Origin of the sequence: Tessaracoccus lubricantis, from assembly GCF_039544535.1 — a bacterium.
GTDB classification, from domain to species: Bacteria; Actinomycetota; Actinomycetes; order Propionibacteriales; family Propionibacteriaceae; genus Arachnia; species Arachnia lubricantis.
On sequence record NZ_BAABLV010000038.1, the window covers coordinates 1 to 14991 of the forward strand.

A 14991-nucleotide genomic window follows, 5' to 3' on the forward strand; every position below is an offset into this window, starting at 1 on the left:
ACAGGGGCAGTAAGTCATGCCGGGCCTGGTGACCAGAACCCCGACCATCGGGGCTACCTAGAAGGTAACGGGCGTCACGGCGGCTGCCATGTCGGCACCGGACCTCGTCTGGTACCTGTCGTTCCTGTCCTTCCCGGCGGTTGGGGCCGTCATCGCCTGGCACCTGCCCACGTTGGCCATCGGATGGGTCTTCCTGGGTGTCGGCCTCACACAGACGCTCGCGGGGGTGGCGGGGCTGCTGTCGGACCTGGCCCCGGCCGCTGGCGCCACGGCGGCGTGGTGGAGCCTGGTGGCGGAGGTGGCCTTCGGCGTGACCTGGGTGCTGGCCACGGCCATCGCGCCGTTGGTCTTCCCGCTGGAGGGCGTGCCGGTTCGCGGCAGGCGGTTCCTGCTCGCAGCGGCAGCCGTCGGCCTGGTGATCGTCGTCGTGGGTGTCGCCGTGTCGGAGGGCCCCTTGGGCGGGGGCACAGGTCCGCCCAGCCCCCTGGCCGTCGAGGGGATCGGCACCTGGCCCAGGTTCCTGGCAGACGTGGCCGTCTACGCGCTGCTGCTCGTCACCCTGGCGGCCATGGCCCGGCTGGTGATGGCGTGGCGGCGCTCCACGGGCAGGCAGCGGGCGCGGTTGATGTGGCTGGCCTTCGGCGTCCTCACCGCGTTGCTGGTCATGGTGGCGGCCTCGGCCCTGCAGTCGTGGCTGCCGGGGTGGGTGGGATCCACCGCGGAGGGCATTGCGGTGGCCGTCATCCCGGCCAGCGTCGGCGTCGCCATCCTCGCGGCAGGGCTGTTCGACATCGGCTCGGTGCTGAGCGCCACGGTGGTCTACGCACTGCTGACGGGCGCGGTGGTCCTCACCTATTTCGCGGCGCTGTCGTCGGCCACGGCGTTGCTGGGGCAGGACGCGGGCAGGGGCGCGTCGCTCCTGGCCAGCGCCGCGATCGCGATCTTCCTCACCCCGTTGAAGGGTCGCCTGCACCGCATGGTGGTGCGCGCCGTCTACGGGCGCCGGGACGAGCCCTCTGCCGTCCTCTCGGAACTGGTGGCGAGGCTGGAGCACACGACTGCCTTGGCGGACCTGGTCGAGACCGTGCGGGTGGCCGTGCGCAAGGCGCTCCGGCTCGCCGAGGTGGACATCGTGTTGGGTGCCGACGCTGGCTTCAGCGAAGGGGCCGACGTGGTGCCATTGACGGCGCACGGGCGCAGGGAGGGCGCGCTGGTGCTGCGCCGAAGGGCGGGCCAGGCGCCGTTCGGGGCGGCGGAGCAGCGGCTGCTGGGTGACCTGGCCACGCAGGTGGCGCGCGAGATCCGGGCGGCACGCATCTCCGTGGACCTGCAGGCCTCCCGCGAGCAGTTGGTGCATGCCAGGGAGGCCGAGCGGCTGCGCGTGCGTCGGGAACTGCACGACGGCGTGGGGCCCACGCTGGCGGCGGTCCGGCTGCAGGTCGACGTGTTGCGTGAGCGGTGGGCGCCGGAGGAACCCCGGGCACTCGCACTCCTCGACTCGGTGCGGGCGGAGGTTGCCCCATGCGTGGCCGACGTGCGGCACATCGTCGACGGCCTGCGCCCCGCAGCCCTGGACGACTTGGGGCTGGTGGGCGTGGTCCGCGAGAGGATCGACACACTCCGGGTGGCCGGCCTCGACGCCGCTCTGGTGTGCCCGCAGCCGCTCGACCTGGGCAGTGCCGCCGTCGAGGTGGCTGCCTACCGCATCGTCAGCGAATCCCTGGCCAACGTCGTCAAGCACTCACAGGCCAAGGGCTGCACCGTGACGCTCGCCGAGGACGGCAGCTGGCTCACCGTCAGCATCAGCGACGACGGCTCGGGCATCCGCGCCGTCGGGGAGGGCGTCGGGCTGGCATCGATGCGCGACCGGGCCGCCGAACTGGGCGGCACCCTGACGGTGTCGAGCGCACACGGCCGGGGCACCCGCGTCGTGGCCCGACTGCCGGTGGCAGGGGGCGACGCATGACGCGCGTACTCATCGTCGAGGACCACCCCATCTTCCGCGACGGGTTGGCCGCAGCGCTCGACGGGGCCGGCGCCATCGAGGTGGTGGGCTGCGCGGGGAGTGGCGAAGAGGCGCTTGAGCAGGTGGGCGAATTGCGGCCCGACGTGGCGCTGATGGACCTGAACCTCCCCGGCATGTCCGGCGTGGAGGCGACCCGGGTGTTGTGCGAGCGCCATCCCGCCGTGCGCGTGCTGGTGCTCACGATGCAGGCCGACGACGAGTCGTTGTTCGCGGCCGTTCGTGCCGGGGCCAGGGGCTACCTCCTGAAGGGCGCGGAGCGCGCCGACGTGGTCCGCGCGGTCGAGGCCGTCGCGAGGGGCGAGGCGCTGTTCGGCGCAGCCGTCGCGGCCCGCATGCTGACCCGCTTCGCGGCACCCGCGCCGGCGGTCCCGTTCCCCCCGAGTTGACGTCGCGCGAACGGGAGATCCTCGACCTCGTCGCGGCAGGCCTGGGCAATCAGGGCATCGCGGCGCGGCTGTTCCTCTCGCCGAAGACCGTGCGCAACAACGTGTCGATGATCCTGCAGAAGCTGCAGGCGGCAGACCGTGGGGAGGCCATAGCCCGCGCCCGTGAACAGGGGCTGGGGTAGGGCCCTGCAAGGTCAGTCGGCCATGTTCTCGTGACTGCCCTGCTGCTAGGGCGAGACCGGGTCCAGTGTGCCGAGGCCCAGTTCAGCGGCCACTTCCTTCATCCGTGCATCATGCGTGCAGACGACGATGTCCTCGATGCCACTCCTCAGCGCTGAAGCCAGATGGATGGCGTCCAGGCTCCTGATGTGGGGGACGATCGCCTCAGCCTCCTGAAGGACGGCGTGGTCCAGCGGGATGATGCCGATGAAGTCGAGAACATGGTCTCGTCGTGTGACAGGTTCGTTGAGCCGCCGGAGCACCCTCGTGAGTTCCGTGCGGAGTAGGCGTGAAGAGATCAGCTCGGCCTCCCCAACGGTTTCGTCAAACCATTCGGAGGCATTCCGATGAGCTCCCATCAGGACATGGACGGCGACAGAGGTATCCAGATAGTAAGTGGTCACCATTCGCCCTTCATCTCGTCCAGAAGGTCGTCGACGCTCATTGAGTCGGGTAGCTCGACTGGGGCGAGGAGTCGGGTTCTGGCGGGGCCCCTCTTCTTCGCAGGGATGATCGTCGCTGAGGAAGTCACCGGGCTGATGCGTGCGATCTCCCGGTTGTGCCGGGTCACGCTGTAGGTTTCGCCGGCTGCCACCTCCTCCAGCATCTGTGTCGGATTCTGACGCAGCTCACCGACTGAGATCCTCTTCATGGATCCACGATAGGTTATTTGTCTAGGCAGATCTACGAGGTTGTGGTGGTTCCACGCGCGTCACCCCACGCGGGAGTCGGAGGCAGTTGGCTCGGGATTCGTCAGTTCGTGACGTTCTCGTTGCTCACCACGACGGCGACGTTGTGGCCGCCGAAGCCGAACGAGTTGTTGATCGCGGCGAGGTCACCGTCGGGCAGCGTCCGGTTCTCGGTGGCCACGTCGATGCCCAGGTCGGGCTCGATGTTGTCGACGTTGATGGTGCCGGGCACGATCCGGTTCTTCAGGGCCAGGACGGTGGCGACCGTCTCCAGCGCGCCGGCGCCTCCCAGCAGGTGGCCGGTCATCGACTTGGTGGAGGTCACGACGACGTGGTCGACGTGGTCGCCCAGCGCCTTGCGGATCGAGCCGGCCTCGGTCACGTCACCCTGCGGGGTGGAGGTGCCGTGCGCGTTGACGTGCACGATCTCCGAGGGCTGCAGGCCGGCTTCCTTCAGGCCGCGGGTCATGGCCAGCGACTGGCCGTAACCGGCGGGGTCCGGCTGCACCAGGTCGTGGCCGTCGGCCGACATGCCGGCGCCGCGCAGCGTGCCGTAGATCCTTGCGCCGCGCGCCTTGGCCGAGTCCAGGCGCTCGAGCACCATGATGGCCGCGCCCTCGCCGAGCACGAAGCCGTCGCGGTCGACGTCCCAGGGGCGCGACGCGCGGGTGGGTTCGTCGTTGCGGCGCGACAGCGCCTGCATCTTGGCGAACGCACCCAGCGGCAACGGGTGGATGACGGCCTCGCCGCCACCGACCACGACGACGTCGGCCCGGCCGAGCCGCAACATGTCGAGGCCCCACGCGATGGCCTCGTTCGACGAGGCGCAGGCGGAGACGGGGGTGTGGATGCCTGCGCGCGCGCCGAGCTTCAGGCCGAGGTTCGCTGCGGGGGCGTTGGCCATCAGCATGGGGATGGTGAACGGTGACACGCCGCGCAGGCCCTTGTCGCGCATGCCGTCCCAGTTGCCGAGCAGCGACTGCAGGCCGCCGATGCCGGTGGCGCAGACGACGCCGAGGCGGTCGCGGTCGACGGGGTTGTCCTCGCCCAGGCCGAAGCCGGCGTCCGCCCAGGCCTCGAGGCCGGCCGCGAGCACGAGCTGCGTCGATCGGTCCAGTTTGCGGGCCTCAACGCGCTCGATCACTTCGCTGGGGTCGACGGCGACCTTGGCGGCGATCCGCGCGGGGAGGTCCTGTGCCCATTCCTCCTCGAGGGCGACCACGCCCGAGTGGCCAGCCAGGAGGCCGTCCCAGGTGCTGGCGACGTCGCCGCCCAGCGGCGTCGTGGCGCCGATGCCAGTGATGACGATGGTGTCAGACATGTGTCTCCTCGTGGAGCGGGAATGGGATGTGTCAGTGGGGTGGGTCGTCTGCCGGGCAGGCGTCACCTGCCCGGCCCGACGTGCCGTCGATCAGTTGGCGGCGCGCTCGATGTAGGCGACGGCGTCGCCCACGGTCTTGAGGTTCTTGGCGTCCTCGTCCGGGATCTCCATGTCGAACTTGTCCTGGAGGTCGTTGATGATCTCGAGCATGGAGAGGGAGTCGACACCGAGGTCGTCGACGAACGACTTGTCGAGGGTCACGTCCTCGACGGCGTTGCCGTTGATGTCGTTGACGACCTCGGCGATACCGGCGCGGATGTCTTCAGTGCTGGCCATGATGGCTCCTTACTTTCCTGTGGTGGGAGTGGGTTGAGTCTAGGGGTCAGGGCAGGATCACGGTCTGGCCGGCGAACACGAGGCCCGCGCCGAAACCGATGATCAGGGCGCTGTCCCCGCTCTTGGCCTGCCCGGATTCGAGCAGGGCCTCCATCGCCAGCGGAACCGAAGCCGCAGACGAATTGCCCATGCGGATGATGTCGCGGCCGACCACGACGTCCTCGGGCAGCTTGAGGTGGCGCAACATCGAGTCGGTGATCCGGTTGTTGGCCTGGTGGGGGATGAAGCAGTCGAGTTCCTCGGGGGTGAGGCCGGAGGCCTCGAGCGTCTCGACGGCCTTCTCGACGATGGAGCCGGTGGCCCACTTGAAGACCTCGCGGCCGTCCATGTGGATGAACGGGCCGCGGCTGCCGGGCTCCAGCGTGCGCCAGTCGTCGATCTCGATGACCTCGTGCGCGTCGGGCTTGGAACCCCAGACGGTGGGGCCGATGGCCGGCTCGTCGGAGGGCCCGATGATGACGGCGCCTGCGCCGTCGGAGAACAGGAACGCGGTGGAGCGGTCCTCGATGTCGGTGTAGCGCGACAGCACCTCGACGCCCAGCACCAGCACGTGCCTTGCCGAACCGGCGCGCACCATGCCCTCGGCCACGCCGACGCCGTAGCAGAAGCCCGCGCAGGCGGCGGAGAGGTCGAACGCGGCCGGCGCCTCGAGGCCCAGCTTCGCAGCCAGGATCGTGGCCAGCGAAGGGGTCTGCATGAAGTGCGACACGGTCGACACGATCACGGCGTCGATGTCGGCCGGCTGCAGCCCGGAGCGCTCGATGGCCTTCTTGGCGGCCTCGAGGCCCAGCGACTCGGCGTCCTCGCCCTCGGCGGCCCACCGTCGCTCCGTCATGCCGGTGCGCTGCTGGATCCACTCCGGGGTGGAGTCGATCATCGTGCACATCTCTTCGTTGGTCACGACGCGGCTGCCCCGGGCGCCGCCCACAGACATGATGCGCGCGAACTGTGCGCCGGTTGCGGTCTTCAGTGCCACTGGGTTCACTCCGATTCGGTGTGGGTCTGGACGAAGGCTCGCGCCTCGTCGAGTTGGTCTGGGGTGTTGAGGTTGAACAGTTCGACGCCCTTGAGGTTGCGCTTGGCGATGCCGGTCAGGGTGCCGGCGGGCGTGAGCTCGAGCAGGCCGGTGACGCCGCGCTCCGCCATGGCCTCCATGCAGAGGTCCCAGCGCACCGGGTTGGCCACCTGGTTGACCATGCGCCGCAGCGCATCGGCGCCGGAGTCGACGACTGCCCCGTCGCGGTTGGACAGCAGCGCCGTCACGGGCTCACCCGGGGTCACACCCTCGGCGACGGAGGCCAGGTGCGCGACGGCAGGCTCCATGTGCACCGTGTGGAAGGCGCCGGCGACGCTCAGGGGGAACAGCCGGGCGCGCTTCGGGGCGTTGGCCGCCAACTCCTCCAACTGCGCGACGGTACCCGCGGCCACGATCTGGCCCGAACCGTTGTTGTTGGCCGGCGTCAGGCCCGCGGCCTCGATCGCGGCGAGCACCTCGTCGCGATCGCCGCCGATGACGGCGGTCATGGAGGTGGGCTGCACGGCCGAGGCCTCGGCCATGGCGCGGCCCCGCTCGCGCACCAGCACAAGGGCGTCCTCGTCGCTGACGGCCCCGGCCAGCGCCATCGCCGCCAGTTCGCCGACGGAGTGGCCGGCCAGCACGCCGACCCTGGCCACGTCGTCGCCCAGGAGCGCGCGTCCGCTGAGCAGCGCCGAGGCCACCAGCAGCGGCTGGGCGATGGCGGTGTCGCGGATGGTGTCGGCGTCGGCCTGGGTCCCGTAGTGGGCCAGGTCGATGCCGCTCACCTCGGAGAGGCGGGCCAGCTGAGCCGCCAGGGCGGGGTCGGCGATCCAGGGGGCGAGGAATCCGGGGGTCTGGGCGCCCTGTCCGGGCGCGACGATCACAAGCACATGTCCACCCTGCCCTGTCGTCATCGGGGAGGCGGGATCGAATGTCACGAAAATCCCCGCCCCGCCGTTGTGGGTTCTCGACAACAGACCTTCTCGCGGCCTGCGCTGCGGGGCTGCGCGAGTTTGTCAGGTGCCCTGAATCACAACGGGGTGATTCTCCGCGTCAGTGCAGCCGCCCCAGCGTGATCGCCAGCCGCAGCACGTAGGCCTCGCGCGGGTCCGCCGGGTTGTAGCCGGTCACGTCCTGGATGCGCTTGAGGCGGTACCGCACGGTGTTGGGGTGCACGAACAGGGCGCGGGCGGTGGCCTCCATCGAGGAGCCGCAGTCCAGGAAGCCCACGCACGTCTCGAGGAGTTCCTTGCTGGCCGCCAGCGAGGGGTAGATCTCGCCGGAGAGGATGCGGCGGGCGTGGCCGTCGCCGGCCAGCGCGCGCTCGGGGAGCAGGTCCTCCGACAGGAGCGTGGTGGGGCCCTCCGGCCATGCCTTGGCCGCCCGGTAGCCGGACGCCGCGGCCCGCGCCGACTTCGGCGCCCCGGCGAGGTTGTCCACCGTCGGGCCCACGACGACCGGCCCCGGCGCGAAGTGTTCCTGCAGTTGGCTGATGCGTTCACATGCCTCGACGGGGTCGCTGACGCCGTCGCCCCCGAAGATGCAGACCAGGCGGTCACCCTGCGGCGCGGCGAGCACCTCGAGCGACAGCTTCGCCGCCGCGCGCCGCAGCCCGTCGAGCACGACGGTCTCCGGCGCGCCACCGATGGCGACGGCGACCTTGGAGTCGGTGTCCCAGCCCAGCGTCGAAGCCCTCGACATCACCGATTCGTCGGTCTCGGCCCGCACCACTGCGTCGACGATGGTGGCCTCGATGCGGGAATCCCAGGCGCCGCGGGCCTCAGCGGCCCTGGCGTAGATGGCGGCGGCCGCGAACGCGATCTCGCGCGAGTAGTGGACGATGCCGAACTGCAACGGTTGGCGGTCGCCGCGGGGGAGGAGGTGCTGGATCTGTTCCTCGACGACCTCGGTGGTGGTGCGCACCAGGTCCACCGTCTGCTGCAGCGTGATGCGGCGGGCCATGGCGCGCGGGGCGGCGTCGAAGACCGACTCGGGCACGAACGGCTCGCCGGAGAACCACGTCACGAAGCCGTCGATGCCGGAACGGGCGAGGATGCCGATCCACGAGCGAGACTCCGGGTCCAGCTGCCCGAACCACTCGTGCCTCGCGACCATCGCGGTCAGCGTGGCGGTGTTCATCTCGGACGTGGCGGCGGTGAGTCGCTTCAAGAGGCCGGCTCGGGCACGCGACGACGAGATGAGCGCAGGGGCGGTGCCGGGGCGGGGATCCATTCGGCCAGCCTAGTGGTGTCGCTAGGGTGGTCCCCGTGAGTCGCGAGGTATTGGTCATCGGCATGGGTCCCGGCGGTTTCGGCCAGCTGACGTTGGATGCCGTCGACGCCATGAACCGCGTCGACGTGTTCCTGGTGGCAGACGAGGAGGGTTCAGACCTCGTGTGGCGGCGCAGCGAGCTGATCAGGCGTCACGTGCGGCACGCGCATCGCATCATCACGGTCCTCGACCCCGCCCACCAGCACCCCGACGACGAACTCGACGCCGCGCGGTTGGCCACCTACACCCAGATCCTGAGCGGGCTGCCCGACGGCACGGTCGTGGGCTTCCTCGCCTGGGGCGACCCCGCGCTGTACGACTCGATCCTGCGGGTGGTCGACGCGCTGCGCGGCGGGATGTCGCTCCAGGTCGAGGTCATCCCGGGGGTCAGCGCGCTCCAGGTGCTCGCCGCCGCGCACCAGTTGGCGCTGCACGGCGCGCCCGTGCACCTCACCACCGGCGCCAGGCTGCTGGCCGAGTACCGCCCGGAGCTGGGAGACGTGGTGGTCTTCGACGACGCCGAGCTCGCCTGTCGCGGCCTGGCCACGGAGTTCCCCGACCTCGAGATCTTCTGGGGCGCCTACCTCGGCTCCGAGGACGAGGTGCTCGCCAACGGGCCGCTGCGCGACGTCATCGACGAGATCGCCCGGCTGCGCGCGCAGCTCCACGACCACCACGGCTGGGTGCACGACACGTACCTGCTGCGCCAGCCGTCGTGACGCAGCACGCGACACGTCGGTGAACACGCCACGAAAAGGCACCCCGCGTTGCTAGCTTGTCCCCGGTGACGGTCCGACCCCGACGGGAGCACACATGGAAACGCTGCAGAAGACGCTGGACGCCATCGCGGGCTTCGTGTGGGGTCCCTGGCTGCTCATCCCACTGCTGCTGCTCACCGGCCTCTGGCTGACGGTCAAGCTGCGGGGCATCCAGTTCCGCACGCTGGGCTCCGCGCTGCGGCTGGCGTTGCTGGAGCGGCGCGACGACGACGCCGAGGGCGGCGACATCTCGCAGTACCAGGCGCTCACCACGGCCCTTGCGGCCACGGTCGGCGTGGGCAACATCGTCGGCGTCGCCACCGCGATCGCGGTGGGCGGCCCGGGTGCGCTGTTCTGGATGTGGGTCACCGGCCTGGTCGGCATGGCCTCGAAGTACTCCGAGGCCTTCCTCGCCGTCCGGTTCCGTACCGTCGACGCCAAGGGCGAGGCCTCCGGCGGCCCCCAGTACTACCTGAAGAGGGCGCTGCCCGGCGGCTGGGGCGTGGCGCTGAGCGTCATGTTCGCGGTGTTCGCCGTGCTGGCCAGCTTCGGCATCGGCAACATGACGCAGGGCAATGCCGTGGCCGCCAACCTGCACGACGCCTTCGGCGTGCCCGTGACGATCTCGGCGGTCGTGATGGCGGTGTTCGTGGGCCTGGTGATCCTCGGCGGCATCCGCGTCATCGGCACGGTGACCGCCGCGTTCGTCCCCATCATGATCGTGTTCTACGTCCTGGGCGCGCTCTACATCCTGCTGGTCAACATCGCCGACCTCCCCGGCGCGCTCGGCCTCATCTTCGGCCAGGCCTTCACCGGCAGCGGCATGGCCGGCGGCGCGCTCGGCTCGTTCATGCTCGCCGTCCAGATGGGCGTGGCCCGCGGCATCTTCTCGAACGAGTCGGGCATGGGCTCGGCCGCGATCGCGGCGGCCGCCGCCCAGACCACCCATCCCGTCCGGCAGGGCCTGGTGTCGATGACGCAGACGTTCATCGACACCCTCGTCGTGGTGAGCTGCACCGGCCTGGTGCTGGTCACCACCGGCGTGTGGGACGCCGACGCCAGCCCGGCCGTGCTCACCTCGATGGCGTTCAGCCACGGGCTCCCCGGCCAGTGGGGCGGATACGTGGTGGCGATCGGCGTCATCCTGTTCGCGTTCTCCACCATCCTCGGCTGGTCCTACTACGGCGACCGCTGCGTCGAGCGCCTCTTCGGCGCCCGGGCGACGATCTTCTACCGCATCGCGTTCACCGTCGTGGTCTACATCGGCGCGACGGTGCCGCTGGGCATCGTGTGGTCGTTCGCCGACATCATGAACGGCCTCATGGCGCTGCCGAACCTCATCGGCCTGCTCGCGCTCTCGGGCTTGATCGCGCGGGAGACGGCGCACTACCTCAAGCACGACCCGAAGCTGCGCGCGAAGAAGGCCGACGTGGACGCGTTCATGGCCGACCGGGTCGACGCCTGACGAATCACGGCCAGTAGGCTGTGCGCCCATGAACGCAACGCGCACCGGCCACGTGACCCTGCTCGGCGGGGGCCCGGGTGATCCCGACCTCATCACCGTCGCCGGGCTGAAGGCCCTGCAGCGCGCCGACGTCATCGTCTACGACCGGCTCGTGCCGCTCCAGCTGCTCGACGAGGCCCGGCCCGGCGCCGAGCTGATCGAGGTCGGCAAGGTGCCGCGTGGCGAGTTCACGCCCCAGGAGCGCATCAACGAGATCCTCATCGAGCAGGCCTCGGCCGGGCGCGACGTGGTGCGGTTCAAGGGCGGTGACTCGTTCGTCTTCGGGCGCGGGGGAGAGGAGTGGCTGGCGCTGCAGGAGGCCGGCATCGCGGTGTCGATCATCCCGGGCATCTCCTCGTCGATCGCCGCGGCGGAGCTGGCCGGCATCCCCGTCACCCACCGCGGCGTGGCCACGGGCTTCACCGTGGTCTCCGGCCACGTCGGGCCCGGCGATGAGCGCAACGACGTGGCATGGGACAAACTGGCCACGGCGGGCACCACCATCGTCATCCTCATGGGCGTGAAGAACCTGCCCGAGATCACCGGCACCCTGGTCTCGCACGGGCTGCCGGCCGACACCCCGGCCGCCGTCATCGCCGACGCCGGCCTGCCCTCCATGCGGGTGCTGCGTGGAGACGCCGCCGGGATCGCCGCCCTGGCCGCCGAGGCCGGCATCCGCCCGCCCGCGGTCACCGTGCTGGGCAACGTCGTGGGCCTGGGCATCGGGGTCTGAGCCATGCACCTGCGCGGCGACCTCCACACGCACACCACGTGGTCCGACGGCGGCGCGAGCATGGCTGAGATGACCGCCGTCGCCCAGGCGCTGGGCCACGACTACCTCGCGGTGACGGACCACTCCCCGCGGCTGAAGGTCGCACGTGGGCTGAGCCGGGAGCGGCTGCTGGCCCAGTGGGAGGAGATCGACGAGCTGCAGGAACAGCGCGACATCCGCATCCTGAAGGGCATCGAGGTCGACATCCTCTCCGACGGCGCGCTGGACCAGGGGCCGGATATGCTCGCCCGGCTCGACGTCGTCGTCGCCTCCGTGCACTCCCGCCTCGACGACGACGAGGCGACGATGACCCGCCGCATGGTTGCGGCCGTGTCCAACCCGCACACCACGGTGCTCGGGCACTGCACCGGGCGCAAGCGCCGCTCCGACGGCACCTGGCGATCGGAATCGCGTTTCGACGCCGACCTGGTGTTCACTGCGTGCGAGATGTTCGGCGTGGCGATCGAGATCAACTCCCGCCCTGACCGGGCGGACCCGCGCCTGGAACTCCTGGAGCTCGCCAACGACATCGGCTGCCTGTTCGCCATCAGCACCGATGCGCATGCGCCGGACCAGCTGGGCCACCTGCCGCTGGGCGCCGCGCGCGCCGAGGAGGCCGGCATCCACCCCGACCGCATCATCACCACCTGGCCGGTCGACGAACTCCTGAGGCACGCGAACAGGCACCGTTAGTCGCCGAATGCGCCGAAAGGTTCACCGGCGGATAAGGTGAATATCACAACCGCCGCTGCGCGCTAATGTTGAGCCATTGAGCGCCCCTGGCGCCTTGACCTGCCGACATCGAGAGGATTACTTCGTGAGTCAGAACGAGGCCGGACCCATCCTGAATGGGCTGCCCACCAACCTGCCCGATATCGACCCCGCGGAGACGGCCGAATGGCTGGAGTCCCTCGACGGTGTGATCGACGCGGGCGGCCGCAACCGCGCCCGCTACGTGATGCTGAAGCTGCTGGAGCGCGCGCGTGAGCGCCACATCGGCGTCCCATCGCTGACGGGCACCGACTACGTCAACACCATCCCCGCCAGCCGCGAGCCCGCCTTCCCGGGCGACGAGCAGTTGGAGCGCGGCATCCGCCGCCTGCTGCGCTGGAACGCGGCCATCATGGTGCACCGTGCGCAGCGCCCCGGCGTGGGCGTCGGTGGCCACATCGCCTCGTACGCCTCCTCCGCGACGCTGTACGAAGTGGGCTTCAACCACTTCTTCCGCGGCAAGGACCACCCCGGCGGCGGTGACCAGATCTTCTTCCAGGGCCACGCGTCGCCCGGCATGTACGCCCGCGCGTTCCTCGAGGGCCGCCTCGACGAGAACGACCTCGACGGCTTCCGCCAGGAGAAGAGCCACTTCGTCGACGGCGACCTCCGCGCGCTGCCCAGCTACCCGCACCCGCACCAGCTGCCCGACTTCTGGGAGTTCCCGACGGTGTCGATGGGCATCGGGCCCCTCAACGCCATCTACCAGGCGCAGTTCAACCGCTACCTGCACAACCGCGGCATCAAGGACACCTCCGACCAGCGGGTATGGGCGTTCCTGGGCGACGGCGAGATGGACGAGCCCGAATCGCGTGGCGCGCTGCAGCTCGCCGCCAACGAGGAGCTCGACAACCTGACCTTCGTCGTCAACTGCAACCTGCAGCGCCTCGACGGCCCGGTCCGCGGCAACGGCAAGATCGTCCAGGAGCTCGAGGCGTTCTTCCGCGGCGCCGGCTGGAACGTCATCAAGATCGTGTGGGGCCGCGGCTGGGACCCGCTGCTGGCCAACGACTCCGAGGGTGCGCTCGTCAACCTGATGAACGCCACCACCGACGGCGACTTCCAGACCTTCAAGGCCAACGACGGCGCCTACGTGCGCAAGCACTTCTTCGAGCGCGACCCGCGCACCGCCGCCATGGTCAAGGACTGGAGCGACGACGAGATCTGGCGCCTGTCCCGCGGCGGCCACGACTTCGCCAAGGTGTACGCGGCCTACAAGGCGGCCACCGAGTTCACCGGTGCCCCCACCGTGATCCTGGCGCACACCATCAAGGGCTACTTCCTCGGCAAGCACTTCGCGGGCCGCAACGCCACGCACCAGATGAAGAAGCTGGCCCTCGACGACCTCAAGGGCTTCCGCGACCGCGTGGACGCCCCCATCACCGACGCGCAGCTCGAGGAGGACCCGTACCGCCCGCCGTACCTGCACCCCGGTCAGGACGACCCGCGCATCCAGTACCTCCAGGCCCGCCGTCGCGAACTGGGCGGCTACCTGCCCGAGCGTCGCGGGGACCGCAAGTTCATCTCGCTGCCGCCGGACAAGAGCTACGACTCGGCCCGCAAGGGTTCCGGCAACCAGCAGGTGGCCACCACCATGGCGTTCGTCCGCCTGTTGAAGGACCTCATGCGCGACAAGTCCTTCGCGCCGCGCGTGGTGCCGATCATCCCGGACGAGGCCCGCACGTTCGGCATGGACGCGTTCTTCCCGACCATCAAGATCTACAACCCGCACGGCCAGAACTACACGCCCGTCGACAACGAGCTGTTCCTGAGCTACCGCGAGGCCAAGAACGGCCAGATCCTGCACACCGGCATCAACGAGGCCGGCTCGGTCGCGGCGTTCACCGCGGCCGGCTCGTCCTACGCCACGCACGGCGAGCCGATGGTGCCGATCTACGTGTTCTACTCGATGTTCGGCTTCCAGCGCACCGGCGACGGCATGTGGGCCGCGGCGGACCAGCTCACCCGCGGCTTCATGATCGGCGCCACCGCCGGCCGCACCACGCTCACCGGTGAGGGCACGCAGCACATGGACGGCCACTCGCCGCTGCTCGCCTCGACCAACACCTCCGTCGTGAGCTACGACCCGGCCTACGGCTACGAGATCGCCCACATCGTCAAGGACGGCCTGCGCCGCATGTACGGCGAGCAGCCCGAGGACATCATGTACTACCTCACGGTGTACAACGAGCCCCTCGTGCAGCCGGCCGAACCCGAGGGCGTCGAGGTCGAGGGCATCGTGCGCGGCATGTACCTCCTCAAGGAGGGCAGCTTCGACGGCGTGGGTGAGGACGCGCGTCGCGCGCAAATCCTCGCCTCCGGCGTCGGCGTGCCGTGGGCATTGGAGGCCCAGGAGCTGCTCAAGAACGACTACGGGATCGTCGCCGACGTCTGGTCGGTCACCTCGTGGGGCGAGCTGCGTCGCGAGGGCCTCGAGGCCGACGAGAAGAAGTTCTCCGACCCCTTCGGTGAGCACACCAGGACGTGGGTGGAGCAGAAGCTCGACGGCCGCCCCGGGCCCGTCGTCGCCGTGTCCGACTACATGCGCGCCGTGCCGGACCAGATCCGCCAGTGGGTGCCGGGCAGCTACACCACGCTCGGTGCGGACGGCTTCGGCTTCTCCGACACCCGCGCGGCCGCCCGTCGCTTCTTCCACATCGACGGCCCGTCCGTCGCCGTGGCCGTGCTGCAGCAGCTCGCGCACGAGGGAGAGATCCCGCAGGAGTGGGCGACGCAGGCCTACGAGAAGTACAGCCTGGACGACGTCAACGCAGGCACCTCCGGCAACGCCGGGGGCGACGCCTGAGCTGCGCCCGACGCGAAACGAGGGCGGGGCCGGTCAGCACGACCGGCCCCGCCT

Annotated in this window: 15 protein-coding genes; 8 read left to right on the top strand and 7 right to left on the bottom strand. The window is 70.1% G+C overall.

The features are described from left to right. Window positions 1–88 precede the first annotated feature (88 nt). From ABEA30_RS13040 to ABEA30_RS13050, 3 genes are read left to right on the top strand one after another with little or no spacing between them, the layout of a single operon-like run. Window positions 89–1966 carry a GAF domain-containing sensor histidine kinase gene (locus ABEA30_RS13040; RefSeq protein WP_345583556.1) on the top strand — a complete coding sequence of 626 codons (1878 nt, stop codon included), beginning with the start codon at window positions 89–91 and terminating at the stop codon, window positions 1964–1966. After that, window positions 1963–2412 carry a response regulator gene (locus ABEA30_RS13045; RefSeq protein WP_345583558.1) on the top strand — a complete coding sequence of 150 codons (450 nt, stop codon included), beginning with the start codon at window positions 1963–1965 and terminating at the stop codon, window positions 2410–2412. The genes ABEA30_RS13040 and ABEA30_RS13045 overlap by 4 nt, the downstream gene beginning before the upstream one ends. Continuing rightward, window positions 2409–2594 carry a helix-turn-helix domain-containing protein gene (locus ABEA30_RS13050; protein WP_345583560.1) on the top strand — a complete coding sequence of 62 codons (186 nt, stop codon included), beginning with the start codon at window positions 2409–2411 and terminating at the stop codon, window positions 2592–2594. The genes ABEA30_RS13045 and ABEA30_RS13050 overlap by 4 nt, the downstream gene beginning before the upstream one ends. A 45-nt stretch (window positions 2595–2639) precedes the next feature. On the opposite strand, the gene ABEA30_RS13055 is transcribed toward ABEA30_RS13050, so the two are convergent. From ABEA30_RS13055 to ABEA30_RS13085, 7 genes are all read right to left on the bottom strand, one after another. Beyond that, complete coding sequence (locus ABEA30_RS13055; RefSeq protein WP_345583562.1) at window positions 2640–3038, bottom strand: type II toxin-antitoxin system VapC family toxin; 399 nt, start codon at window positions 3036–3038, stop codon at window positions 2640–2642. Beyond that, window positions 3032–3283 (bottom strand): type II toxin-antitoxin system Phd/YefM family antitoxin, encoded by a 252-nt coding sequence (locus ABEA30_RS13060; RefSeq protein WP_345583564.1) that lies wholly within the window; start codon window positions 3281–3283, stop codon window positions 3032–3034. The genes ABEA30_RS13055 and ABEA30_RS13060 overlap by 7 nt, the downstream gene beginning before the upstream one ends. Window positions 3284–3384: 101 nt before the next feature. Further along, complete coding sequence (locus tag ABEA30_RS13065) at window positions 3385–4641, bottom strand: beta-ketoacyl-[acyl-carrier-protein] synthase family protein (RefSeq protein ID WP_345583566.1); 1257 nt, start codon at window positions 4639–4641, stop codon at window positions 3385–3387. A gap of 90 nt (window positions 4642–4731) precedes the next feature. Further along, on the bottom strand, window positions 4732–4977 hold the full coding sequence (locus tag ABEA30_RS13070) for an acyl carrier protein (protein ID WP_386086153.1): 246 nt from the start codon (window positions 4975–4977) through the stop codon (window positions 4732–4734). A 46-nt stretch (window positions 4978–5023) separates the two neighbouring features. Continuing rightward, window positions 5024–6013, bottom strand: a complete 990-nt coding sequence (locus tag ABEA30_RS13075) for a beta-ketoacyl-ACP synthase III (protein WP_345583568.1) — start codon at window positions 6011–6013, stop codon at window positions 5024–5026. Window positions 6014–6018: 5 nt separating this feature from the next. Beyond that, a complete protein-coding gene (locus ABEA30_RS13080; protein WP_345583570.1) occupies window positions 6019–6945 on the bottom strand; it encodes an ACP S-malonyltransferase in 927 nt (308 codons plus the stop codon). A 163-nt stretch (window positions 6946–7108) separates the two neighbouring features. Next, on the bottom strand, window positions 7109–8194 hold the full coding sequence (locus tag ABEA30_RS13085) for a PucR family transcriptional regulator (protein WP_425584638.1): 1086 nt from the start codon (window positions 8192–8194) through the stop codon (window positions 7109–7111). A gap of 128 nt (window positions 8195–8322) precedes the next feature. Here ABEA30_RS13085 and cobF point away from each other — a divergent pair, with 128 nt between their 5' ends. From cobF to aceE, 5 genes are all read left to right on the top strand, one after another. Further along, window positions 8323–9045 (top strand): precorrin-6A synthase (deacetylating), encoded by a 723-nt coding sequence (gene cobF, locus ABEA30_RS13090; protein WP_345583574.1) that lies wholly within the window; start codon window positions 8323–8325, stop codon window positions 9043–9045. Window positions 9046–9139: 94 nt separating this feature from the next. Next, the gene (locus tag ABEA30_RS13095; protein ID WP_345583576.1) at window positions 9140–10549 is read left to right on the top strand and encodes an alanine/glycine:cation symporter family protein; all 1410 of its coding nucleotides are present in this window, start codon (window positions 9140–9142) and stop codon (window positions 10547–10549) included. A 28-nt stretch (window positions 10550–10577) separates the two neighbouring features. After that, the gene (gene cobA, locus ABEA30_RS13100) at window positions 10578–11321 is read left to right on the top strand and encodes a uroporphyrinogen-III C-methyltransferase (protein ID WP_345583578.1); all 744 of its coding nucleotides are present in this window, start codon (window positions 10578–10580) and stop codon (window positions 11319–11321) included. Between the two features lie 3 nt (window positions 11322–11324). Continuing rightward, on the top strand, window positions 11325–12053 hold the full coding sequence (locus ABEA30_RS13105) for a PHP domain-containing protein (protein ID WP_345583580.1): 729 nt from the start codon (window positions 11325–11327) through the stop codon (window positions 12051–12053). A 124-nt stretch (window positions 12054–12177) separates the two neighbouring features. Then, on the top strand, window positions 12178–14937 hold the full coding sequence (aceE, locus tag ABEA30_RS13110) for a pyruvate dehydrogenase (acetyl-transferring), homodimeric type (protein WP_345583582.1): 2760 nt from the start codon (window positions 12178–12180) through the stop codon (window positions 14935–14937). Window positions 14938–14991 lie beyond the last annotated feature (54 nt).

Excerpts from the sequence above, each read along its gene's own strand:
- ABEA30_RS13040 (WP_345583556.1), top strand. The coding sequence starts at position 89 with ATGTCGGCACCGGACCTCGTCTGGTACCTGTCGTTCCTGTCCTTCCCG.
- ABEA30_RS13045 (WP_345583558.1), top strand. The coding sequence starts at position 1,963 with ATGACGCGCGTACTCATCGTCGAGGACCACCCCATCTTCCGCGACGGG.
- ABEA30_RS13055 (WP_345583562.1), bottom strand. The coding sequence starts at position 3,038 with ATGGTGACCACTTACTATCTGGATACCTCTGTCGCCGTCCATGTCCTG.
- ABEA30_RS13060 (WP_345583564.1), bottom strand. The coding sequence starts at position 3,283 with ATGAAGAGGATCTCAGTCGGTGAGCTGCGTCAGAATCCGACACAGATG.
- ABEA30_RS13065 (WP_345583566.1), bottom strand. The coding sequence starts at position 4,641 with ATGTCTGACACCATCGTCATCACTGGCATCGGCGCCACGACGCCGCTG.
- ABEA30_RS13070 (WP_386086153.1), bottom strand. The coding sequence starts at position 4,977 with ATGGCCAGCACTGAAGACATCCGCGCCGGTATCGCCGAGGTCGTCAAC.
- ABEA30_RS13085 (WP_425584638.1), bottom strand. The coding sequence starts at position 8,194 with ATGAACACCGCCACGCTGACCGCGATGGTCGCGAGGCACGAGTGGTTC.
- ABEA30_RS13095 (WP_345583576.1), top strand. The coding sequence starts at position 9,140 with ATGGAAACGCTGCAGAAGACGCTGGACGCCATCGCGGGCTTCGTGTGG.
- cobA (WP_345583578.1), top strand. The coding sequence starts at position 10,578 with ATGAACGCAACGCGCACCGGCCACGTGACCCTGCTCGGCGGGGGCCCG.
- ABEA30_RS13105 (WP_345583580.1), top strand. The coding sequence starts at position 11,325 with ATGCACCTGCGCGGCGACCTCCACACGCACACCACGTGGTCCGACGGC.